22 protein-coding genes and 1 tRNA gene (1 of these 23 only partly in view) are annotated in these 21,238 nt (G+C 54.8%); 6 read left to right on the top strand and 17 right to left on the bottom strand.

Translation table 11 applies throughout. The annotated features are described in order from the left end of the window. Nucleotides 1–3: 3 nt before the first annotated feature. From V6942_RS17915 to V6942_RS17975, 13 genes are all read right to left on the bottom strand, one after another. Nucleotides 4–768: a winged helix-turn-helix domain-containing protein gene (locus V6942_RS17915; RefSeq protein ID WP_333501598.1), complete on the bottom strand. Its 765-nt coding sequence runs from the start codon at nt 766–768 to the stop codon at nt 4–6. A 111-nt stretch (nt 769–879) separates the two neighbouring features. Beyond that, the gene (locus tag V6942_RS17920) at nt 880–1,848 is read right to left on the bottom strand and encodes a spore coat U domain-containing protein (protein WP_333501599.1); all 969 of its coding nucleotides are present in this window, start codon (nt 1,846–1,848) and stop codon (nt 880–882) included. Continuing rightward, nucleotides 1,839–4,112 (bottom strand): fimbria/pilus outer membrane usher protein, encoded by a 2,274-nt coding sequence (locus V6942_RS17925; RefSeq protein WP_333501600.1) that lies wholly within the window; start codon nt 4,110–4,112, stop codon nt 1,839–1,841. Before V6942_RS17925 ends, V6942_RS17920 begins: the two co-directional genes overlap by 10 nt. Further along, a complete protein-coding gene (locus tag V6942_RS17930; protein ID WP_333501601.1) occupies nt 4,039–4,794 on the bottom strand; it encodes a molecular chaperone in 756 nt (251 codons plus the stop codon). The genes V6942_RS17925 and V6942_RS17930 overlap by 74 nt, the downstream gene beginning before the upstream one ends. A 1-nt stretch (nt 4,795) precedes the next feature. Continuing rightward, the gene (locus tag V6942_RS17935) at nt 4,796–5,290 is read right to left on the bottom strand and encodes a spore coat U domain-containing protein (RefSeq protein ID WP_106930416.1); all 495 of its coding nucleotides are present in this window, start codon (nt 5,288–5,290) and stop codon (nt 4,796–4,798) included. A gap of 233 nt (nt 5,291–5,523) precedes the next feature. Continuing rightward, complete coding sequence (locus tag V6942_RS17940; RefSeq protein WP_106925197.1) at nt 5,524–6,057, bottom strand: helix-turn-helix transcriptional regulator; 534 nt, start codon at nt 6,055–6,057, stop codon at nt 5,524–5,526. 5 nt (nt 6,058–6,062) lie between these two features. Beyond that, the gene (locus V6942_RS17945; RefSeq protein WP_333501602.1) at nt 6,063–6,698 is read right to left on the bottom strand and encodes an EAL domain-containing protein; all 636 of its coding nucleotides are present in this window, start codon (nt 6,696–6,698) and stop codon (nt 6,063–6,065) included. A gap of 194 nt (nt 6,699–6,892) precedes the next feature. Continuing rightward, the gene (gene opgB / locus V6942_RS17950) at nt 6,893–9,187 is read right to left on the bottom strand and encodes a phosphatidylglycerol--membrane-oligosaccharide glycerophosphotransferase (RefSeq protein WP_333501603.1); all 2,295 of its coding nucleotides are present in this window, start codon (nt 9,185–9,187) and stop codon (nt 6,893–6,895) included. Nucleotides 9,188–9,375: 188 nt separating this feature from the next. Then, nucleotides 9,376–9,867, bottom strand: a complete 492-nt coding sequence (locus V6942_RS17955) for a DUF2501 domain-containing protein (protein WP_106925200.1) — start codon at nt 9,865–9,867, stop codon at nt 9,376–9,378. Between the two features lie 67 nt (nt 9,868–9,934). After that, a complete protein-coding gene (dnaC, locus tag V6942_RS17960) occupies nt 9,935–10,672 on the bottom strand; it encodes a DNA replication protein DnaC (RefSeq protein WP_106925201.1) in 738 nt (245 codons plus the stop codon). A 2-nt stretch (nt 10,673–10,674) separates the two neighbouring features. After that, on the bottom strand, nt 10,675–11,214 hold the full coding sequence (dnaT, locus tag V6942_RS17965) for a primosomal protein DnaT (protein ID WP_106925202.1): 540 nt from the start codon (nt 11,212–11,214) through the stop codon (nt 10,675–10,677). A 114-nt stretch (nt 11,215–11,328) separates the two neighbouring features. After that, on the bottom strand, nt 11,329–11,802 hold the full coding sequence (locus V6942_RS17970) for a threonine/serine exporter (RefSeq protein ID WP_182929517.1): 474 nt from the start codon (nt 11,800–11,802) through the stop codon (nt 11,329–11,331). Next, entirely contained in the window at nt 11,793–12,569 is a 777-nt protein-coding gene (locus V6942_RS17975) for a threonine/serine ThrE exporter family protein (RefSeq protein WP_182929516.1), read from the bottom strand. Before V6942_RS17975 ends, V6942_RS17970 begins: the two co-directional genes overlap by 10 nt. 278 nt (nt 12,570–12,847) lie before the next feature. Here V6942_RS17975 and pobA point away from each other — a divergent pair, with 278 nt between their 5' ends. The 4 genes from pobA to bglJ all read left to right on the top strand — a co-directional run bounded on the left by pobA (nt 12,848) and on the right by bglJ (nt 16,562). Continuing rightward, nucleotides 12,848–14,032: a 4-hydroxybenzoate 3-monooxygenase gene (gene pobA, locus V6942_RS17980; RefSeq protein ID WP_106925205.1), complete on the top strand. Its 1,185-nt coding sequence runs from the start codon at nt 12,848–12,850 to the stop codon at nt 14,030–14,032. Between the two features lie 3 nt (nt 14,033–14,035). Further along, nucleotides 14,036–14,914, top strand: a complete 879-nt coding sequence (locus V6942_RS17985) for a helix-turn-helix domain-containing protein (protein ID WP_182966289.1) — start codon at nt 14,036–14,038, stop codon at nt 14,912–14,914. 278 nt (nt 14,915–15,192) lie between these two features. Then, complete coding sequence (locus V6942_RS17990; protein ID WP_106925207.1) at nt 15,193–15,918, top strand: helix-turn-helix transcriptional regulator; 726 nt, start codon at nt 15,193–15,195, stop codon at nt 15,916–15,918. 11 nt (nt 15,919–15,929) lie between these two features. Beyond that, nucleotides 15,930–16,562 carry a DNA-binding transcriptional activator BglJ gene (gene bglJ / locus V6942_RS17995; RefSeq protein ID WP_106925621.1) on the top strand — a complete coding sequence of 211 codons (633 nt, stop codon included), beginning with the start codon at nt 15,930–15,932 and terminating at the stop codon, nt 16,560–16,562. Here bglJ and V6942_RS18000 read toward each other — a convergent pair. Beyond that, nucleotides 16,559–17,029 (bottom strand): YbaK/EbsC family protein, encoded by a 471-nt coding sequence (locus V6942_RS18000; RefSeq protein ID WP_106925208.1) that lies wholly within the window; start codon nt 17,027–17,029, stop codon nt 16,559–16,561. The two genes, bglJ and V6942_RS18000, sit on opposite strands and share 4 nt — an antisense overlap. A 338-nt stretch (nt 17,030–17,367) precedes the next feature. Between V6942_RS18000 and V6942_RS18005 the strand changes: the two genes are divergently transcribed. Next, complete coding sequence (locus V6942_RS18005) at nt 17,368–18,711, top strand: PTS sugar transporter subunit IIC (RefSeq protein WP_106925209.1); 1,344 nt, start codon at nt 17,368–17,370, stop codon at nt 18,709–18,711. Between the two features lie 35 nt (nt 18,712–18,746). Here V6942_RS18005 and fhuF read toward each other — a convergent pair whose 3' ends face one another. Both fhuF and V6942_RS18015 read right to left on the bottom strand, forming a co-directional pair. Beyond that, the gene (gene fhuF, locus V6942_RS18010) at nt 18,747–19,535 is read right to left on the bottom strand and encodes a siderophore-iron reductase FhuF (RefSeq protein WP_333501604.1); all 789 of its coding nucleotides are present in this window, start codon (nt 19,533–19,535) and stop codon (nt 18,747–18,749) included. Between the two features lie 102 nt (nt 19,536–19,637). Further along, entirely contained in the window at nt 19,638–20,702 is a 1,065-nt protein-coding gene (locus tag V6942_RS18015) for a GGDEF domain-containing protein (RefSeq protein WP_333501605.1), read from the bottom strand. Nucleotides 20,703–20,927: 225 nt separating this feature from the next. Here V6942_RS18015 and V6942_RS18020 point away from each other — a divergent pair, with 225 nt between their 5' ends. Continuing rightward, nucleotides 20,928–21,167: a DUF1435 domain-containing protein gene (locus V6942_RS18020; RefSeq protein WP_106925212.1), complete on the top strand. Its 240-nt coding sequence runs from the start codon at nt 20,928–20,930 to the stop codon at nt 21,165–21,167. Nucleotides 21,168–21,202: 35 nt separating this feature from the next. On the opposite strand, the gene V6942_RS18025 is transcribed toward V6942_RS18020, so the two are convergent. Continuing rightward, a tRNA-Leu gene (locus V6942_RS18025) sits at nt 21,203–21,238 on the bottom strand (it continues 151 nt past the right edge of the window).

Here is a 21,238-nt window from a genome sequence, read left to right on the forward strand (position 1 = left end):
TCTCTACCACTCGTAAAAAAACAGCGTCTGACAGGAGCTGGCCTTGCCACGGAACTGGGAACACTGGCTCAGTACCAGACGACCTTTATCGCCGTAAAATACCGGGTCCTGGGGATGAAAATAAAAAATGGCGCTGGGCAAGCAGGTGAACGTTCCGGCCTCTTTTATTTGCATGACCAGGCGCTTTGCTCGCTCGGTGAAAACATCGGAAAGCGGCGTCAGCGTATAGACCGGGCAGCTACCGATGTGCGTCAGCAGGTGGGGAGTAAACTGCTGGCGCTGTGCGTTCCAGATCAGCGCGGCGGTGCAGAATACGAGTACCGCGGCGGTGAGCACGCCGTCAATCCAGTTCCGTTTCTGGCGTCCTGCGGACTTGACGACAATTGGCGCCTGCGCAGGCGCGGGAACGGCCACCGGTGCAGGTTCCGGTTCGCCGAGCGGTACGATGGCAATATCCGCGCTCAGCATAAATCCGACTTTCGGTACGGTGACGATAAACAGGCGCTCTGGCACCAGGCCGGCCAGCAGTTTACGCAGAATGCTGATGTATTGGTTGAGCGAATTGCTCGAGCCGCGCAGTCCGCGATCGTCCCACACCTGTTGTAAAAAAACCTCGCGTTCGACCACCATGCCGTGGTGGGCGATCAGCAGGTTCAGAATGGTTTGCGCGGTGCAGGTCAGCGTCTGGCTTTCGGAGCCTTCACTGTGTAGGGTGAGTGAACCATCCTCGTTGTCATACACGATGGCGTCTGCCAGCAGATATTTCATGGTTTTTGTCGGCGATCCGGAGCGGAAATAAAAGAGGTATCAGATGCGAGAAGGGCAACTGTAGCGTGAATTGTTATCGGTAACATTGATCCAAGCCGCGCAAAATATAGATTAATAAGTGAGCGTGATGACAACATCGTCGCTAAACGCCCCCGTGCCGGAGAGCGTTTGCGGCGGAACCGTGCCATAAACGGTAATAGACTGCACGTTTCCATCGGGATGAGTCACCTCCATCGTATTGCTTGCTGACCGATCGCCCCAGGGAACGGTGGCGGAGGCGTCTTGCCAAAGCGCATATTGCAGGCACTGCTGCCGGTCGTTACACATCTGGCGCTGGCTTCCTGAGGCATGCGCACCGTCGCTGATGCCTAATGTGTAGCGTGTTCCCACCGGGCAGCGCGCGCGAAGGGTCGCCGTAGAGGTGAGCTGTCCGGTCAGCGCCGTGCTGCCGACGATGCCAAAATCGAGCGGGGTGACGCTCTGAATAAAACAGCTGTCGGACAGCGTTGCGCTGGCGTTGGACGATAAATCCGTTGCCAGTCCCTGCGACGCGCCGTCCTGGCAGCTGGTCAGCGCCTCTTTTTGCGTGGCGCTGTTCCAGGTCAGCTTTAGTCCCAAAGTGTAGTTGAAGTAGCTGCGAACCGGCAGGTCGTTTTGCCCGGAAGGAATGGTCGCCAGCAGCGGAAAGCTGCCGCCGGACGTCAGGTTGCCACCTATCGTCAGCGCGGTTTGCAGCGCACGCCCCGCGCCGAGGGAGGTCAGTTCCTGGCTGTTATCCAGCGCGCTGAACAGGCGAAACAGCATGGTGTACTGTTTCCCTTCGTTATCGCCGTTAGAGGTCATTTTGAAAGGGGCGCTTTCCAGGCTACTGAGGCAAACGTTGAAGTAGCGCGTTTCACCATAATCCGCGTAGCAGCTGAATTTGACGCTGGTCTGCGTCGAGCTGGTGTTACCCGCGACCAGCGTACCGAATACGGTCGATGCTCCCTGAGTTATCCAGCAGCTGGCGGCAACGGCAGGACGCGAAAGCAACGCACATGCCAGCAGGAGCAGCAAGAAGATGGGTGATTTTACTGGCACAGTAAGGTTCCGAGGTTAAGCGTCGCGGCGTCAGATGCGGCGGCGGGCAGATTGACGGTACAGCCGCCGGTGGGCATCTGAATGTGTAACGCACCCGGCATCGGCGGGTTCTCCAGCCAGATAAACCCGTCGCGTCCGATGATAGATTCGCCGCCAGAGTAGCTGACGGCGCTGCCCACCGGCAGCGGCTGGCGGCCACGGTCGAGAATTCGGGCTGAGAGGGTGCGCGCGCGATGCACCTGGAAATCGACCTTCACCGCCGTGCTCAGACCCGGGCGAGCGTGCATCTCGACGATGGGCGTCGCGATTTCCGGCGGCAGGCTTAACGGATCGAGCGAGATTTTGGCATTGTGATAGCGCGGTAAATCTGTCAGCAGCAAATAGCCATGTTCGTCGGTGCTGCCCGCCGGGCGATTTTCTACGGCAATGGGGATATTGCCGATGCCGTCGGTAGAGACCAGCGCGATCCCCTGACGGTTATAGCGCAGCGCATAGGGGTGACTTTCCAGCAACATGAGCGAGCCTTCTCCGCTGAGGTATCGGCTGGTGCTGCTTTGGTCGCGGTCGAATCCGGCGTGCCATTCACCGTAGCTCCCCAGATAGCCGGCATCCGCATGATCCTGACGGGTGCTGCCCGTATTCTGACTCACCTGCCACGACCAGCCGCCCAGTTGATAGTCAGGCTGGTGGCGATAATCCCAGCGTGACGATTGGCTACCTGCCTGTAGCGATAGCGAATCCCGGTTGCCAAGCGGAATTGAGAACATGAGCTGGACGATTTTGTCTCCGCTACTGAGCGCATGGGTGAACCCTAGCGTGGCTGATACCCGATGCGGGAAGGACTTTGACCCGCTGATGTTCAGGTAGCGAGCGCCATCCTGGCGAACCCAGCCCGCGCCGAGTGTGCCCCAGCCGGAAACGCTCTGGCTGATCCACAGGTTATCGTTGCGCGTGATCGGCTGGCTGCCGCTGACGCGGGCGATATCTGCCCATTCACTGCTGCTACGGCTGGTGCTGGTGGAAAAACTGAACCCGCGCGCGTTCCACTGGTATCCCATGCCCCATTTTATACCGTCACCCTGCGGGCTCTGGCTGGCAGCCGCGTGGCCGCTGACAATGCCAGCCGCCGGTGAGATCAGCCAGTCGCTGGCGATGCCGATGTTGTGTGCCCGGCGATGCTGTTCGCTGTGCGCGCTTACGGTCAGGCTGTTGCTCAGACCGTAGCGCCATCCGGCGTCGAGCAAGGGGGAGGCGGCATAGTCGTTGGAACGTTCGGCGTAGTGTTGGCGTAACCAGCCGATATCCAGCGAGCTGCTGCTCACGCCCTGCGCCAGCATTTCCGGCGCACCATATAAATCCAGCGTCACTTCTCGCCGCTGGCCGTTAATATCGGTGATCACGACCTGCGCCTGACCGCTGCCGGTAAAGGTGGGCAGCGTATCCAGAATGTAGCCGCCCGGTTTGACCTGCTGGTGGCTTTGCTGCAGACCGTCAATGTATAAATCAACCGTCGACGGCAGCGCCACGCTATCGCTGAACTGGGCGCGGGGTGCGGTGTTTAGCTGCGGGTCGAGCTGGAAATTGCGCGCCAGGTGCAGGCCAGCAAAACGCACCTGTCTGCTCCAGCTCACGCCGGTGGTGATATTGTCGCCCAGCGCCACGCTGGTCAGGTTTTGCGGCAGATCGCGCTGCCAGGTGGTCATCAGGCGAGTATGGCTGGCGCCATTTTCGCTCTGCCCACGCAGAAAGCGGCTGTTCATGGTGCTGCTGATTTGCCCCGGCAGCCAGCCGGAAGTTTGCAGCTGACTTTGCAGGCTGGTTTGCTGCTGCCCAGCCTGATCGCTGGCGTAGAGTGAATAGTCCAGCGTCAGGTTGCCCATCTCCTGCGCCTGTTGCAGAGACTGCGCGCTGCGACGCGGCCGGCTCTCCAGATGCTGAACGTGCGTTAACCCATGCTCAGGCAGGGTGAGAGACAGCTGCTGTTGCAGGCTGTCGAAGTGGGCTTCAAGGCCCTCGATAGCCGAAAGATTGAGCCATCCCTTCGCCGACGATTCTGGCGCAATGCCCAGCTTCTGCGCATCGGCAGCGGCTATCCACAGCCCATTACCCGTCACGTGAACGGCCCACAAACCATCGTAGGTGTAGTGGTTTACGGTCACGGACAGGTACTGGGTGTTTGGGGTCGGCGGCTCAGCGTGGAGCTTCATTGCCAGTAGCCACAGCAGCAGGATGCAGGTTAAGCAGGCTGGCTTGGGTATGTTCATTCAGATACGCGCGCAGGGAGGAGAGCAAAGAACGATTTCCGCGTTTAAACGGCAGCTTAAATTGCTGCCCCGCAAGGACATAGCCCGCGAGGCCGGAGAGGTTTTCTGCCACCTGACCGCGTTCGTTGAGCGCCTGAACGTTGCTGAGCCGGATGTGGGTGGTTCCCCGGTTCTTGCACCAGATATCGGCGTTTTGCTGTGAACAGATAAGCTGGTCAGCCTCGTTTTTACTGCCCGGCTGCCCGGCGGCGATAAAGAGGGGAATGGAGTAGCGCAGTAGAAAGTGGACGCCGTTTTGCTCGGTGCCGGTCTGATGACCGCCGGGCAGTTCATCGACCAGCAGGCGGAAACTTTGTTCCTGAGGGCGCTCGCTGGGGTTGAGAATCACAATGCGCACCAGCTGCTGCTGGCCCGGCAGCAGAGAGGTCACCGCCGGGCTGCTGACCACATCATCGGTCAGCGTGAGCACGTCTTTGCCCTGCGCCTGCGTCCAGTGATAAACGCGGATCTGCGCATGAATCGGCTGACTGCCGGTGTTGGTCAGGTACAGCGCGCCGGCGCGTTGGGCGGTGGAAAGGTTAAGCATAACCGGTGCCACCTGCAGCGTCGCGCCCATGGCGCAACGGGCGAACAGCAGTACGACGGCAAGCCAGCATAGGGCAAAGAGGGCAGTTCTGCGCATGTCAGTACACCAGATTCAGCGTAACGTCGTCGCTGTACAGGCCCGCTTTGGCGTTGGTCAGCGCCCCCGCCTCAATGACGCCAACGATTGTTTCAGACTGCGCCTGGCCGGTGCCGGTGCCTTCTATACCGCCGCTGGCGTTGACCGGCGTTTTCTTGCTTTCGTCCGCATAGAGCTTATAGGCGATATTCTGCGCGCCGATGCTGCTGTCTTCGGGTTTAAGCCAGAAAGTGCCGTCGCTGTCGCCATCACTGCTGGCCGCTGACAGAGCAAACGGCGTGCCGTTGGTGCACAGCACGCTCAGTTGGGTGCTTGCGTTAATCTCACTGGACTCGTCAGAACCGTGGCGGGAGAAATTCAGATCGCTGGCCTGTAGCGTGCAGGACTTCAGGACTTCCAGCGAAACGTGCATGGTCGTCGTTGCCGTACTATCGGCCAGCGCGGTTTGATGAAATACACACAACAAGCTGAAAATGACGACAGGCATCCTTTTCATAAGTGAGCTCCAGTAGATGAATAGATATCGTGATCTCATTAACGGGTATGGTCTGGAATGGTCAGCGGCAGAGGATAAATTCGGCTTAACAAATAAGGATATCTTTATTTGCTAAATCTCAGCCTATTCCTAACAATGTGATGAAAATGTTCATTGCGCGTTTCTCATCTATTTCTCGAAGGCGACAATACGGTAATATTTTACTTTGTTGGGCATATTGTTACCTTTGGTTATTACTGATAAAGCGAACGATTGTCGATATTGCGTATTTTTCGGTGCAATTCTGCAAGCGTATTGCAGTGAAACTTTGCCATTGCGTTACGACGGTGTGTATAAATCGTCTTAGGCGATTTATGCAGCATCCCGGCGATAGCGTTGGGAGAAAAACCCATAATTATCAATAAGCAAATATGGATCTCTGAATGTGTAAGCGGCGTTTCTTTATGCGGCGTGCGGCGGAACTCAGGCTGTTTAAGCTGCTGGGTGAGCTGCTTTATCGACAGCTTATCGCTGAATACGCAGGCGCGATCCGGCGGTAAAATCTGCTGTACTTCTGGTACTCGATAATCTTCGGTGATAATCAGCCATTTACTGTCGCTATTATTGCGCAGGATCTTTTCACGCAGCTGGAATACGTTGTTATTGGTTTTTTCATTAAACCAGTGCAGCGCAGGGTACGGGTTAATCATATAGGGAACGGAATGCTTTAATCCCATCCACAGGAAATAGTTTTGACTAAGAACAACCAGTTCATACGGTGCAGACATATTGGTTACTTATTCCACAAAAAGCCCTGACCATAATTAGCGTGAGAATCACAGGCTAATTGGTAGTCAGCAATCGTTTCGATACCTTCAACAAGGACCTCGTCGGCAATTTTCTTGCAGCCCTGGGCCAGCTCGAGAAAGGGCTCTTTGCACTGGCGGCCTGTCCAGAAAGCGTGCTTATCAATCTTGGCACCCGAAAAGCGGTAATCCTGTTTAACCAGGCAGGGCAGAATGTCGTGATGAACGTCGTCAGCCCAAACGGCAAAACCCATGCTGCGCAGGGCGTCGATGCGTGCGCGCAGGCGCCTGCCGTCGGCGGGCGTGAGCAGCATGAGCTGGTCGAGATCGGTTAACTCAATGGCGATGCGCTGTGCTGCATCAGGTTCTTCGCCAAGGCGTTGTAAAAAATCAGGCGTCAGCAGAACGTCTGCGCTGGCGTTCAGATAATATTTTCCGGATGCGGGGGTATTGACCACGTGCGCAAGTTGCGCGAAGAAAAGGGCGACCCGGGCGTCGAGCGCCATGCTGTTGAAAAAAAGCTCGAGGTTAATCTGAGAAGAGGCGGTGGAAAGCACTTCCCAGGCAACGATGTTCTCGTTATCTAAGACGCGGATAGATTCGAATTTATAACCAGTGAGCATAATGACGCAGCAACATTTACCAAAGTTTTGTGTGTTGATAAATGCTAAATAATTTGCTTTTACTGGTATATTTATAAATACAAATTGAATTTATATAGTGTTTTAATCTGATTTATAATTTTTGTATAGATTTTTATTTTTACAGAAGTGGGCGGCGAGAAGGGGGGCGATATGCCCCCCGTGTGCATCCGGCGTTAACCCTCTGCGGCAATCACTTTGATTTCTACCATCCCGATGCCGAGCTTGCGCGGCGAGTGGCCGAGGATGTTACCCTCGTTGGTGGCCTGCGGGTCAGGTGGCACGATCACTAGCGTACTGGCGTCCGACGGGTTTTCGAAGTGCAGCGTGGTGGTGGTAACGTCGTGGCCGAGTGTGAGCATTTGCTCGCTGTCGCCGACGCGAACCGGGATGGGCTTATCGGCGTTCGGGCCAAAGGCCTTAGCGGTGATAACCAGGTCGAAGCGTTTTGGCAGCGGCTGCTGATACTCAATTTTTACCGCATCGCCGAGCTGTGCGTTGGACCAGCGTCCCCAGGATTCAGGGCGGGAGATGCCGCTAAAGCTTTTCACCTCTTCCGGCGCGCCAGCGACGTTAAAGATAAAGCTGTCGGCCTTATAGCGAATATCGTTATCGACGGTTTTGAGCGCATCCACGTTGCCTTTGTAGCGCACCATGTCGATGACCGTGTCGCGAAAATCGGTCTTACCGTTCCAGACCGCTTTGTCGACGTGCTGCACTTTTTGTTCGCCGCCGAGCTGACCCTGTGAGACGCACCAGTCGGTAGACAACGCCAGCTCGGGCGACCATAGCTGCGCCATCTTGTAGCAACGGTCGATCCAGACAAAGTTATCGCGCGGGGCGAAATCGGCCAGCTGGTAGCGCAGTGGAGCGGAGTATTCGCTTTCCGGCAGCGGCTCAACGCGGTTGTCAGACACGCGCAGCAGCAGCGGCAGGCGGAAATGGCTGCCGGAGAAGGCAATCATATTTTTCTGGCCGTCGATGGAGAACGTTTTGATCTCTTTCGGGAAATTCCACAGGCGAATGATATCCGGCTTCCACGCCAGCACCTTTTCCTTCATGTTGAGGAACACTTCCGACAGCGACTCTCCGGACAGACTACTGCGCCCCAGCCCGATGAAGTTGTCGCCACCCAGCATGTCCAGCACCGTAGCGCCGTTGTCCATCGTGTTACGCTTCACCGCGATGACGTCCTGATCGTCGGGCTTATCGCCGCGCAGTACGAAGAACAGATTGCTGCGGTCCTGCTTGTTGAGGGCGTCCCAGGCGGTATTTTTCATCGCCAGATGGTCGGAGGAAACCACGATGATGGTATCTTTAAACCACGGTGATGCTTTGATTTTATTGATAAATTCAGCGATATGTTCCTGGCTACAGGCGACCGCGCTGAACGACTGGTTGGCTTTGCCGTTGATGTCATACCGCTTACGGTTACAGGTACGGGAGATAAAGCCGTCCGGGTGGTGGGTATCGACGGTCAGGGTAAACAGTGAGAATCGCTTGCCTTCGCGGGACAGCGCTTCGAATTTCTTCCACGCTTCGTCGAGCACGGTATCGTCGTAATAACCCCAGTCGTTTTTATAGCTCGGGTCAGCGACGGTGGTTTTCAGCTCTTCGGCACCGTAAAGATAGTCAAAACCGTGCGATTTCAGGAACACATCTTTACCGGCAAAGCGCAGGTTGGCGCCCTGAACGAAGTAGTTTTCGTAGCCGGAGTTTTTCAGGATATCGCCAAGGCAGATATTCTGCGGGAAGAAGCTCGACAGCGACGCCGAGGCGTTGCCTTCGAACGGCGCAAACAGTGGAATACCACACTGTGAGGCGACCATTCCGGCAATGGTGTAGTCGGTGCCCGGCAGCTGCATGGTGTGGCTAAAGTCCAGGCTCTGGTTTTTCAGCGCGCCCAGCTCCGGGGTCAGGTTCGGGAAGGCCTCATCATCAAAATAGGTGCGCTCCAGACTCTCGCCGTAGATATAAACGAGATTCATCTTTGGCTTCGGAATTGTCTTCGACGGCTCTTTATAGTAGGCCGCGAAGTCCGGATCGCCGTCGCGAGACTGGGATTTGACCAGCTCGCTAATCTGGCGGAAGGCCGGACTGGCGTCGACTGAGCAAACGGCCAGAATCAGCGCCAGCAGGCTGTAGCCGAAATGATGAGGATGAGAACGGCGTCGGCGCAATACCCAGCCCAGCGCGCCAAAGACGGCGAGCAGAGCGGCAGCGAGGCCGATGCCGGGAAGAATATATTTACTGACGCCTGCGCCGGTCAGGCTGTTGGTCAGCGTGTAGAGCACCGCATCGTTAATTCCGTCGCCGGTAAAGTAGTCGCTGGCGTACAGGGTGATATTCAGGACCACAAACAGGCCCAGTACGGTTAAGGTAGCGGCGAACCACCATTTATTACGCCCTGCCTTACAGGCGTAAATGGCGATGGAGGCCAGGAACAAAACGATGGATAACAACTCTGACACTAGACATCCTCAAGCGCGCCAGGTCTTCTGGCTGAACAGAAACTGACTTCACAATGTAATTGTGCCGTCATCTGTCTGCAATTCTAACGTGAGTAAAGTGCGTTGTTATTCGGAATTGGTTTAGATATGTTTATTATTTGAACAGTTTTTTTTGTGCGGCGAGCAGGGCGCTCGCCGCACGAAGACAATCAGGAAATGAAGTTAACGCCCTGTTTGAGCACGAAGTCACAGGCTTTGGCTTTCACTTTTTTGCCCAGCTCGGTGTTGCCCAGGCTGTCGAGGTCAAGCTTCTGCCCGTCTTTGGCGTTCAGCAGGCCCTGAATGCCTTCCATATAGCCGGTATCCTGCTTCTGTTCGGTTGCCGTGTTGAGGCCCAGTTTATCCAGTACCTGGTTTTTCACGTTATCGACATTGGCAACAGAAGCCAGTTTTTCTTTCGCGCAGTACCCCATGATCCCGGCGGCATTGTTCATGCTGCTGGCGCTCAGAGACTGGCTACCGCCGTTAAGCAGGCTGGTCAGCGAAGAGAGCGAAGAACCGCCGCTCTGCGACGTGCTGCTGCTGCCGGCAAGCTGGCTGGCGGCGCTGCTCAGGTCATTTAACGATACGGCGCCCGCAGCGGTAGAAACAAACGCGCTGGCAATGATTACGCGGCAAAGCATCGATTTTACTGATTTCATGAGGTGTACTCGTGTGCAATGATAAATAGACGTGATAAGTATACGCCTGTCATTCATCGGAAGTATCTTAATACTCTTTGCCGGTGACGCGGCTGCGATAACTTTCCCAGTTAAAAATCACCCACAGGCTGTTGCCAAGACGCATACGGTCCATCACCCGCTCGCCGAGCAGCTTATTCATTTCATCGAGGTTGTTGTTGGTCAACATGCCCGTCGGGCGTTTAGATGACGAACGGCGATCGACGATCTGGTTGATAATCACCTTCTCATAGCGCGATTCGGTCTGCATGCCGATTTCATCGATAACCAGCAGGTCAACGTTGCTCAGATCGCTTAGCAGCTGCTCTTCGCTGGTTTCCCGGTTGCCGAACGTTTCTTTCATGGCGGACATAATGTCGGCCACGGTGATGATCAGCACCGACTTACCGCGCAGCAGCAGCTCGTTACAGATAGCGGCGGCAAGGTGGTTTTTACCGGTACCCGGTTTGCCGGAGAAGATGAAGCTTGCGATATTGCCGTCAAATTCGTCGACGTACTGGCGGGCTTTCGCCAGCGCGTTCATCTGGCCTTCGTTCTCGACACGATAGTTATCGAACGAACAGTTCTGATGCAGCGGACGAATACCGGAACGGTTAAACGTGCGCTGCATCTTCATCGCACGGTTTTCGCGCGCCAGCGCCGCTGCGCGGATCTCGCCCTGTTCTTTCTGCCAGGCCAACAGCTCTTCGCCGGTTTTAAAGGCCGGTTCGATATGCGCCGGCATCATTTTTTGCAGGCGCTTCATTAATTCGCCAACGTCTTTCATGCTCAACCTCTGAACCCCGGTGGAATCTGGCGGTCTGGTTCGCTGACCGCGTTAACGTCTCGCCGCAGCTGGCCGCTATTATTCGCCCGGCCCATCTGAACGCTGCGCGCCAGCTTTTGCTGCCACTGTACGTGGTGGAACACTTTGCCCTCAGCCTGCCAGTAGGCGACAAACGACGCCAGCTCTTCCGGCGTGACCGGCTCGCTTAAGGCGATCCCCCACAGCGCAGAAAGGCGCAGGAACTCGGCGTCGGGCTGCCAGCCCGGGTACATGGCGAATTTTCCCATCGGTACAGAGACCGGCGCCGCCGTTGGCTCTTCAAAGAACTGGGCATCCAGCGTCACGTCGCTGCCCGGACGGGCAAGCTTTTCTTCCAGCGCCAACAGCTGCGCCAGCCGCTCTGGCGTGACGGCATAAAACGCGGGCGCATTGTTAGCAAACACGGCGACCGCGCCGCCCTGAGTCTGCGCAAGGATCGCCTTGGGATCGGCCACGAAGGCTTCAATACCAATCACGTTGGGCGTCAAAATACGAGAAGACATAACACTATCTCAATACTGAAAAATCACGGGAAGGGGGCGGGAAAACCGCACGAATACTGCACATAGTAGCACAAGCGAGGGGAAGGGCGGCACTCTCCCGTGCCGCCCTGAGGATTACACCCGCGGGCGCTTGCGGTAAAGCCACAGGCCCGGAATAGACAGGCCAATCGAAAGCGCACCGACGATTGACGAGGCCTTCAGGAAGTTGCTCAGTAAGGTAATCATCATCTCTTCGGTGTAGCCAAAGTGGCTGATTTTTACCGCCGAGATCATCGCCGTATAGGCTGAAATACCGGGGAACATTGGGATGACGGCGGCGACGGTAAAGATTTTCGGGTGCGCCAGATACCAGCGTGACCACTGAATGCCGATGCTGCCGACCAGCATGGCCGCCAGGAAAGTGGACCATTCGATATTAAAACCTGCGGTCATCATCGTGAAGCGCGAGGCGTGGCCGATAGCTCCCAGCAGGGCACACCACGGCAGCGCGCGCTGCGGCACGTTAAACACCATCGCAAAGCCGACGGCAGGGATCGCCGACAGCACGATGTCCTGCGCCAGCAAGAGCAGAAAATCGATTACACCCATCCGCGTAGCCCCCATAACGTCATTGCCATCACCACGCCGATGCAGGTTGCCAGCGTCAGTAGACTGGCGATGGCCCATCGCGCGAGGCCGGTATTAATATGCCCTTTGAACATGTCGGCCACCGAATTAATCAGCGGAAAACCGGGAACCAACAGCAGCACGCTTGCCGCCATGGCGACGGTTGAAGTCTGGTGGAAGGTCGGGAGCTGGAGCATCAGCCCGGAGACGGTAGTGGCGACAAACGCGGTCAGACCGAAGTTAATCTGCGGGTGCATGGAGCGGTGCGTCAGCACCTGACGGATGTACATCGCGATGGTGCTGGCGCAAAAGGTGACCAGCGCGCCGTCCCAGCCGCCGTTGTTAAGCTTACAGAAGCAGGCGCAGGAGAGGCCGACCATCAGCACCACCAGCCAGCGCGGGTAGCGCAGAGGTTTAATCTGTGCAAAGCGCTTAGCGACATCTTTATGGTCCAGCAGTTTGTGCTCGGCCATGATGACAATGTGCTGCACTTCGGTGACCACGTGCATGTTGATGCCGCGATCGCTGTTTTTGCGCGTTGAGGTCAGGCACAGCCCATCTTTAATGGTGGTCAGCACGATGGCGTTTGACGAGATGGCGCTTTCAACGCTGTCCATCCCCAGCGCACGCCCCAGGCGGGTTGAGAGCTCCTCCACCAAAGCGCTTTCCGCCCCATGTTGCAATAAAAAAAGACCGCACTGAATACAGAGCCGCGTGACGGTACGTTGTTCTGATTGATCGACTTCCATAAAGCCCCTGGTAGCAAGAACGCCGGTTAATGACCTACTTGTACCCGAAGCGCGCACAGGCGCTAGCGGGGTGGGATCAAACAATGTGCAAAAATTCGGCGTCCTGTGATGACCGGCCAGGAGTTGATGCCGTCCACACTTTTGCAAAACTGTTGGAAAGTGCAATTTTTGAACGGATTCTGGCCTTCTTTTTCGTTACTGACTTATCAAAAATGCATTCTGAAACTTTATGGATACACAAAACAAACAAATAATTAACCAGAATGTGAGGACACCCTATGAACACGCAAGTCGCCATTATCGGTGCCGGGCCTTCGGGGCTACTGCTGGGCCAGTTGCTGCATAACGCCGGAATAAAAACCGTCATTCTCGAACGCCAGACGCCGGAGTATGTGCTGGGACGCATTCGTGCAGGCATCCTGGAAAACGGTACCGTTGAGTTGCTGCGTGAGGCGGGTGTTGCTCGCCGCATGGATGCTGAGGGCCTGATTCACCATGGCGTAGAATTTCTGTTTGCTAACCAGCGCATTCCGGTGCCACTTAGCGAGCTGACGGGCGGCAAGAGCGTTATGGTCTACGGCCAGACCGAAGTTACGCGCGATCTGATGGAAGCGCGACAGGCGTGCGGTGCTGAGACCTATTACGGCGTTGAGCAGGTTCAGCTACACGATCTGAAGAGCGATAGACCCAGCGTGACGTTTGTGAAGAATGGCGAAACGTGTCGCCTGGAATGTGATTTTGTCGCCGGCTGCGATGGATTTCACGGCGTCTCCCGACAAAGTATCCCGCGCGATATTTTGCGCGAGTACGAAAGTATCTGGCCGTTTGGCTGGCTGGGCCTGCTGGCGGATACGCCGCCGGTGAACCCTGAGCTGATTTACGCGCACCATGAACGCGGGTTTGTATTGTGTAGTCAGCGCTCACTAACAAGAAGCCGCTATTATCTGCAGGTGCCGCTGAGCGACCGCGTCGAACAATGGTCGGATGAACGCTTCTGGGGTGAGCTCAGGCGTCGTCTGCCGGATGAACTGGGACAAAAGTTAGTGACTGGTCACTCACTTGAGAAGAGCATTGCGCCGCTGCGTAGCTATGTGGTGGAACCCATGCAGTACGGCAGAATGTTCCTCGTTGGCGATGCGGCGCATATTGTGCCGCCGACCGGCGCCAAAGGGCTGAACCTGGCGGTGTCTGACGTGAACTACCTGTGGCGTATTTTGCGCCAGTTTTACCATCACGGTCGGGTAGATTTACTGGCGCGTTATTCACAGCTGGCGCTTAACCGGGTGTGGAAAGGCGAGCGCTTCAGCTGGTTTATGACCCATTTGCTGCATGATTTCCAGGACAAAAGCGCGTTCGACAGAAAGATGCAGGAAGCGGACCGTCAGTACTATCTGGGGTCGCGCGCCGGGCTGACGACCATTGCGGAGAACTACGTTGGGCTGCCCTATGAGACGGTGGAATAAAACATGAAGCGGGCGTCAGCGCCGGAGAGCGTACCGGTCTTTAAACTGTATGGCGAGCAGAGGGGCTGGCCCACGCCCGATTTGCTGCACTGTGAGTCAATACATCAGCGCAGCAGCCTGTACGCATGGCATATTCGCGTTCATCAGCATGCGGAGCTGGTGCAGCTGCTGTATGTGCATAAAGGCCAGGCCGAGATTGAAATTGAGGGGGAGCGACGAGCGGTTAACGGGCCCTGTATTCAGGTCGTGCCGTCGCTATGCGTGCATGGTTTTCGTTTTTCCCCCGGCACTCAGGGCTACGTACTTTCGCTGGCGCTCCCGCTGCTGAGCCGGCTGGAGGCGCAGTTTGGCGGACAGCTAGACGTGCTCGGTCAACCCGTCTGCGTGATGGTCAAGCGCGCCAGACGCCATATTCACACGGTATTTGCCGCACTACTCGAAGAGTACAGCCACGAAAAGGATGCACGCGAGATGATGCTGTCTTCCCTGCTCGGCGCGCTGCTGGTCTGGCTGAATCGGCAAGGCGCGCCGACCGCGATCCTTGAAGATAAAAGTGCGCGCAAACGCAGCGTGCTGAGGCAGTTTGCGCGGCTTATTGAGAGCCACTATCGCGAGCACCTTTCGCTGGCGGAATATGCGCAGCGTCTTGGCGTCTCGACGACTTATCTCAACTGCCTGTGCCGCGAGTTTCACGGTACCAGCGCGCTAGGCGTCCTGCACCAGCGCCTGCTGCTGGAGGCCAAAAGAAGCCTCCAGTACACCAGTATGAGCATTACGCAGGTATCGGACTATCTCGGGTTTAGCGATGTGACCTACTTCTCGCGCTTTTTCCGCAAACGCGGCGGGATGGCGCCAAAAGAATTCAAAATGAAAATAGAATAGACGAGTAAGAATATGGATAGTGAATTTTAATTATTCTTATGTCGTTTTTAATATTTTCTAAGTGAGTGCTTTTAAATCACCATGCCATACTGCATCCGTTTAACCCGCCAGTACATCCATGTAGCAGCATTTTTTATTGGTCTGGTGAGAACGCAATAATAATATTATAGCAGTCAAGGAAATAGAAAAGGGATGGTTTAGTTTCCTGATAATACGTTGTGCTGTATTAAATAATTTTATATTCAGGAAGTGAATCTTCGAATGGATACGGAGGTTTTATGTCGCCAGAATACTGCAAATTCGCGGTGATTATTAGCAAAATACCGGTAATGCAGTCTGGGCTCAGTACAATAATGGGAACCCATTTCCCAGATTATGAGCTCAATTTTTGCCAGTCTCTGGAAGAGTTAACGCTGCTTCAGCTGCGTCGAACAGATGTCGTTATTATTGATTTTTCTGGCGAAGTCAGAAATCCTCGCGCGGTCTGCGAGCAATATTACACGCTGCTTTCCCAGTATCGGGATATCCACTGGATCTTCATGATTAGCCGTCAGTATTACGCACTGGCCGTTGAGTTTTTGATGCGTCCAGAAAGTACGCTGCTCTCAGATTCAGACCCTATCGATCGCGTCATCAAGGCCATAAAGCTGGGGGGTGTCAGCACGGAAAAAATTAGCCAGACGCTGCTTTCCATGCATAACAGTGATGATATCGAAGGTGAAAACGACCGTGCGGTAATGCTAACGCTGTCAGAGCGCAAGGTTCTGCGTCTGCTGGCAAAAGGCTGGGGGATTAACCAAATTGCAGCCCTGTTGAAAAAGAGCAACAAGACGATAAGCGCGCAAAAAAATAGCGCGATGCGTCGACTTTCTTTGCGTAGCAATGCGGAAATGTACGCCTGGATCAACAGCAATCAGGGAATGAAGGAACTCAATCTCTACTCGGCTTATGGAGAACAAGCAGAATGGAAAAGCACAGCAGGAAGCAGTGCGTCGCTATCATAGAAGATTGCATGATGGCGGAAGTCGGGCTACGCCATTTATTAACGTCTTCGCGGAATAAAGATTTTACGATTCAGTTTTTTCGCTCGATGAGTGAATTTAAAACCGCACTCTGCCAGGCGCCTTTTGATGTGCTGATTTGCTGCCTGTCCGGCACGCGAGAGCCGCGCATTGAGTGTCTGCTGGCGATGGGCGAAATAGCCCGTTGTCATCAGCAGATGGTCCGCATCATTCTGGCGAACGATAACGTCGAGGCGGCACTCATCAGGCACCTGTCACCCACTTATCTTCACGGCGTGTTGAGCAAATCCAGCGCGCTGGTTGAACTCAAACAAAACGTACTCGAGCTGTTACAAGAAACGTCGTTAGGGCATGAGTGCGCGGCGGCATCTTCAGTACTGCGCGAAAACAGTTTTCTGAGCCCGACCGAGAATATGATTTTGCGCTACATGACCTACGGCTATTCGCTGATGGAAATCGCGCAGCGGTTGGGGCGAAATATTAAAACCATACGCGCGCATAAATTTAATGCGATGACCAAGCTTGGCGTTAACTCCGACGCTGATTTGCTCAGCGCGGCTGATTTACTGGTGTCGTTGCCCGATCGCTATATAGCCCGCTCTCGGGCGCTGCTTCGCACCGCTTAGTTTGTGGGCGTCAGGCAAACGTCGACCCACGTCGCGGCGGTGAGGGTCGCCATTCTTTGCGGAGAGATGCGTACCGCACTATGAATAGCACCGGCGGCGGGAAGCACCTCGTCATACTCTTGTAGCGACACGTCGCAGTAGACGTCCAGCGGGTTTTCGAGGCCAAACGGGCATACGCCGCCCACCGGGTGCCCGGTCAGCTCGACCACTTCGTCGCTGCTGAGCATGCGGGCCTTCGCGCCAAAAGTGTCTTTGAGCTTTTTATTGTCCAGACGGGCATCGCCTTTGGCGACGATAAGGATGACGCGATCTTTGACTTTTAGCGACAACGTTTTAGCAATTTGCCCGGGCGCAACCCGGTGAGCGGCAGCGGCCAGCGCGACGGTCGCAGTGCTTTGCTCAAGCTCGATAATATTGATGTCGGGCGCGTGCTCGGCAAAGAATTCTCGTACTGACTGTAGGCTCATTGTTGACTCCTGTTTTTTTGGCGAGTCACTCTGTCATAAAGCTACCCAGGTTGTAAATAAAGCGCCGAAGTTGTGCAAAAATTGTTTGATTTCTGGATCTCCTTCACAATCACTGCAACCGGTTACTGTAACCGGTTGCAGTTGGTCTTCAGGGGATTGATACTGCAAGGGTAACTTCCTTTGTATCCATAATAAGAGCCATATATGAACGGTATCCCTATGAACAATATGCCAGGCGCGTTACGCGGCTGTTACAAAGCGTTCACGGTTAGCCCAGTCGTATGTCGGCAAAATCGTTGTTGCTGTGCTTACGTCTAAAGCCTGTCAGGAGGGCTGCTATGTCTGCTAATCACGCTGCATTTAATCTGATCTTTCGTTTTGTAGAAAACTACGTCAGTCCCGTTGCTGGTCGTATTTCATCCCAGCGCCACGTCATGGCTATCCGTGACGGTTTTATTTCCGCTATGCCTTTTATGATTGTGGGATCGTTTCTACTGGTGTTTGCCTATCCGCCGTTCTCGCCGGACACCACCTGGGGGTTTGCCCGCGCGTGGCTAGACCTGGCAAAAGAGTTTGAGGGCCGGATTCTGACGCCGTTTGATATGACGATGGGTATCATGTCCATCTACATCTGCGCCGCTATCTCCTACAACTTAGGCAAACATTACGAAAAAACCAACCAGCTCGATCCGTTTATGTGCTCGATGCTGTCGATCATGGCGTTCCTGCTGGTTGCCGCGCCGAAAACGGAAGGCCATCTGCCGGTCGATAGCCTCGGTGGTACCGGGATCTTCACGGCTATTCTGGTCGCCGTATACTGCGTAGAGATGATGCGTTTTCTGAAGGTTCGCAACATCGGGATCCGTTTGCCGGATCAGGTCCCGCCGATGATCAAAAATTCCTTCGACCTGCTGATTCCAGTGCTGGTGGTCGTACTGACGCTTTACCCGCTGAGCCTGTTCATTCAGAGCCAGTTCGACATGCTGATCCCGCAGGCGATCATGTCGCTGTTTAAACCGCTCGTTTCCGCGGCTGACTCCTTACCGGCTATATTGCTGGCGGTATTGATTGGCCACCTGCTGTGGTTTGCGGGGATCCACGGTGCGGCTATCGTGTCCGGTATGCTGCAAATGTTCTGGCTGACCAACCTTGGCCTGAACCAAACTGCGCTAGCGCAGGGGGCACCGCTGCCGCACATCTTTATGGAAGCATTCTGGACCTTCTTCGTGGTGGTGGGCGGCTCGGGGGCGACCATGGGACTGGTGTTCTGCTACCTGCGCAGCCGCTCGGCGCACCTGCGCTCCATCGGCCGTCTGAGCGTGGTGCCAAGCCTGTTCAACATTAACGAACCGGTTATTTTCGGAACCCCAATCGTCATGAACCCGGTGTTCTTTATTCCGTTCCTGTTGGCGCCGATGGTGAACGCCGTTCTGGCCTGGGCGGCAATGAAACTGGATCTGATCGGTCGAGTGATCTCCGTCGTGCCGTGGACTGCCCCGGCACCGATCGGCGGCGCATGGGCGCTTGGCTGGGATTTCCGTGCGGCGATTCTGGTGGTGCTGCTGGCCTGTGTGTCGGCCATCATCTACTACCCGTTCTTCAAAGTGTATGAAAAACAGCTGTTAGCACAGGAAGAAGAAGAAGCGCAGCGTGCGGAGGAAGAGAGCCAGCAGGTTGCCTGATAGGCAGTGAAACGACGGGGCATTCGCCCCGTCGGTTAGTTAAGCGTGCAGTCACCGCACTGCTTGACGTCCGGCAGGCGGTAGCGCTGGCAGCAGGTGCGTCGCACTAGGCGACCGTCCCTTTCAACCACGGTACGCCACAGTGGGTTATCGCGGCCGTCGGCGAGCGTCCTGGTCAGGAAATAGCGCTGACGCAGGAGACTAACCTGTTCTTCCCCAAGCAGCGCGATCATCTCACCTAGATACCAGTTAATTAAATAGCCGGTATTACTCCAGATAAGTTTGCCGTTAATCTCGCCGGTGGCTTCCAGCGCGTTCACAACCGGTATTAATCCTTCAGTGACTAAACTGTCCAACCGCCGATCCCACGGCATGTTGCTGACCCGTTGGTCGCAATGTACGTCGGCCCAGAAGCAGGCCGCACGGCTAGTCTCGTGAAACTCAACCAGGAAATGCTCCGGTGAAACGGAAATCGCAGATGATTCGGTCAGCAGTGCCAGCATCAGCGGCGGCACCATCAGGCCGATATACCACTGTGCCCACAGCGAAATCAGCGGCTTGTTTTCGCGCGGCTGCATCGGCTGGTTGCGATAGATGTGATCGGAGTAGATGGCCAGCAGTGAGGTCAATTCGGTAGGCCGGGTCCATTCGGCTAGCGTTTTAGCGTTGCCCGGGGCGCTCTCGTTAAGTCGAAACATTTCCAGCATATGCGGGCGATGTTCGGCAATTTTGGCACGTACTGATTCCGCAAGCGCATTTTCCCGTGGAGGGAGCGGCGTGCGCCAGATGAGGTCATCAGCGATCGGTGCGGAACGATAGGCCATAGGATTAACGAGATAAAAATATAAATGATAATGATTAGCAATCGTAGCTATAAATAAAAGTGAGCGCAAGCGATTTGTCGCCTGCACCCATTTTTTGTGAACTCAGGCAGCGGGGAGCTGTTCGCTGGTTAGAGCGTTGTTGCGCCCCATGTTTTTGGCTTCATACAGCGCTTTATCCGCTCTCTGGATAGCGGCGTCGATATTGTTATCTTCCAGCGGCGCGACGCCGATGCTGACGGTGACATGTGTTGCGACGGCGGCATTAAACATATGTGGAATTTTGAGATCGTAGACATGCTGGCGAATCCGTTCTGCCGTTTGCATGGCGTTGGTGATGTCGCACTGCGGCAGCAGCACCATAAACTCTTCGCCGCCGAAGCGGGTCACAATATCCCGAGAACGTACGGCGTTACGAATGGCGGCGGAGACGCGCATCAGAGCCTGGTCGCCCATCATATGGCCGTAATGGTCGTTGTAGGCCTTGAAATGGTCGATATCCAGCAGCAGGACCGAGTGCTGAGCGGGGCCGAGCGCTTTGAGCGAATCCAGGCGAAACTGAAAGCCACGACGGTTATACAGGCCGGTCAACGGATCGAGCATGCTCAGGCCGTTGAGCGTTTCACGCTCTTCCAGCAGCTTATACATCAGCCCTTGCGCAAATCTGTCGTTGCGTCGTTGGATGACGTGTTGAATCGCAATACCGATTAACGGTAGGGCAAAACAATAGGCCATACGCCACCACTCGGTAGTATTGCTGGTAAACAGGCAAACAATAAATGTGGGGAGTGAATGCAGCGCAAACGCGACAATATTATTGGAAAAAGCAATGGTGCCAACAAATAACACGCTAAATAGCGCAACCAGCTGAAAATTGTCATTTATTGTCGGCAACGCAAAAGTTTTACTTAAAATATGCCAGCCCCATAAACAGCCGAATATCGCCGAAACCATGGGCAGGTTCAGCTTTATCCGGGCGTAGCGCCAGTTCCACAACAGCATCACGCTGCTGCCCACCGCAATCAGCATCGCTGGCAGAGGAAATATATTTACATCATAAATCGGGCTGAACACCGAGAGCGTCGATGAAATCAGGTTCAGAAACAAAAACAGCCGGAACGTGAGCTGATATTTTTGCGCACGCAGCGTGCGCCATGATTGTACGGTCATTGTTTGAAGTTGTAGTCAGCCTTAAATAAATAAACGCATTAAAAACAGAATAATGCAGTAGGAATAGCGCAATTTCTTTATATGCGACATGCTGATTTTTTATACAACTTAACACCATATAATATGCATGTCATTAATGATTATGAAACCTTAGCGCAAGTGCAGACAAATAACAAAAAACATCATATGATATTGGTAATCATTATCATTTGAGTGGGTCGGATCATGTTGCAAAAAACGTTAGGTAGCGGCTGGGGCGTTCTGATTCCGGGCGCTGTACTGGCACTGCTGAGTACCCTGGGGCTCTCAACTGACGTCTGGCGCGGGGTCATTGTGTGTGGACTGCTGTTGAGCAGCGCTATGATCTGGCATCGTCGGCTGCGACACTTCGTCCTGTTACCGTCTTGCATTGCGTTAATGGGCGGTATTGTGCTGATTGCGATGAATGTAAAGCTGATGGAATAGACAGGAAGGAAACACGAAGAAGAGAGCGAGAAAACTGGTGCGAGGGGGGGGACTCGAACCCCCACATCCGT

The sequence above is a fragment of the Kluyvera genomosp. 2 genome (assembly GCF_036759865.1).
Classification (GTDB): Bacteria; Pseudomonadota; Gammaproteobacteria; order Enterobacterales; family Enterobacteriaceae; genus Kluyvera; species Kluyvera ascorbata_B.

Bases quoted from the DNA above. Each gene is read 5' to 3' on its own strand.
- V6942_RS17925 (WP_333501600.1), bottom strand. From the start codon at position 4,112: ATGAACATACCCAAGCCAGCCTGCTTAACCTGCATCCTGCTGCTGTGG.
- V6942_RS17940 (WP_106925197.1), bottom strand. From the start codon at position 6,057: ATGTCTGCACCGTATGAACTGGTTGTTCTTAGTCAAAACTATTTCCTG.
- dnaC (WP_106925201.1), bottom strand. From the start codon at position 10,672: ATGAAAGACGTTGGCGAATTAATGAAGCGCCTGCAAAAAATGATGCCG.
- V6942_RS18015 (WP_333501605.1), bottom strand. From the start codon at position 20,702: ATGACCGTACAATCATGGCGCACGCTGCGTGCGCAAAAATATCAGCTC.
- pobA (WP_106925205.1), top strand. From the start codon at position 12,848: ATGAACACGCAAGTCGCCATTATCGGTGCCGGGCCTTCGGGGCTACTG.
- V6942_RS18020 (WP_106925212.1), top strand. From the start codon at position 20,928: ATGTTGCAAAAAACGTTAGGTAGCGGCTGGGGCGTTCTGATTCCGGGC.
- V6942_RS17955 (WP_106925200.1), bottom strand. From the start codon at position 9,867: ATGAAATCAGTAAAATCGATGCTTTGCCGCGTAATCATTGCCAGCGCG.
- bglJ (WP_106925621.1), top strand. From the start codon at position 15,930: ATGGCGGAAGTCGGGCTACGCCATTTATTAACGTCTTCGCGGAATAAA.
- fhuF (WP_333501604.1), bottom strand. From the start codon at position 19,535: ATGGCCTATCGTTCCGCACCGATCGCTGATGACCTCATCTGGCGCACG.
- dnaT (WP_106925202.1), bottom strand. From the start codon at position 11,214: ATGTCTTCTCGTATTTTGACGCCCAACGTGATTGGTATTGAAGCCTTC.
- V6942_RS18000 (WP_106925208.1), bottom strand. From the start codon at position 17,029: ATGAGCCTACAGTCAGTACGAGAATTCTTTGCCGAGCACGCGCCCGAC.
- V6942_RS17945 (WP_333501602.1), bottom strand. From the start codon at position 6,698: ATGCTCACTGGTTATAAATTCGAATCTATCCGCGTCTTAGATAACGAG.
- V6942_RS17970 (WP_182929517.1), bottom strand. From the start codon at position 11,802: ATGGGTGTAATCGATTTTCTGCTCTTGCTGGCGCAGGACATCGTGCTG.
- V6942_RS17935 (WP_106930416.1), bottom strand. From the start codon at position 5,290: ATGAAAAGGATGCCTGTCGTCATTTTCAGCTTGTTGTGTGTATTTCAT.
- V6942_RS17930 (WP_333501601.1), bottom strand. From the start codon at position 4,794: ATGCGCAGAACTGCCCTCTTTGCCCTATGCTGGCTTGCCGTCGTACTG.
- V6942_RS17975 (WP_182929516.1), bottom strand. From the start codon at position 12,569: ATGGAAGTCGATCAATCAGAACAACGTACCGTCACGCGGCTCTGTATT.
- V6942_RS17985 (WP_182966289.1), top strand. From the start codon at position 14,036: ATGAAGCGGGCGTCAGCGCCGGAGAGCGTACCGGTCTTTAAACTGTAT.
- V6942_RS17915 (WP_333501598.1), bottom strand. From the start codon at position 768: ATGAAATATCTGCTGGCAGACGCCATCGTGTATGACAACGAGGATGGT.
- V6942_RS18005 (WP_106925209.1), top strand. From the start codon at position 17,368: ATGTCTGCTAATCACGCTGCATTTAATCTGATCTTTCGTTTTGTAGAA.
- V6942_RS17990 (WP_106925207.1), top strand. From the start codon at position 15,193: ATGTCGCCAGAATACTGCAAATTCGCGGTGATTATTAGCAAAATACCG.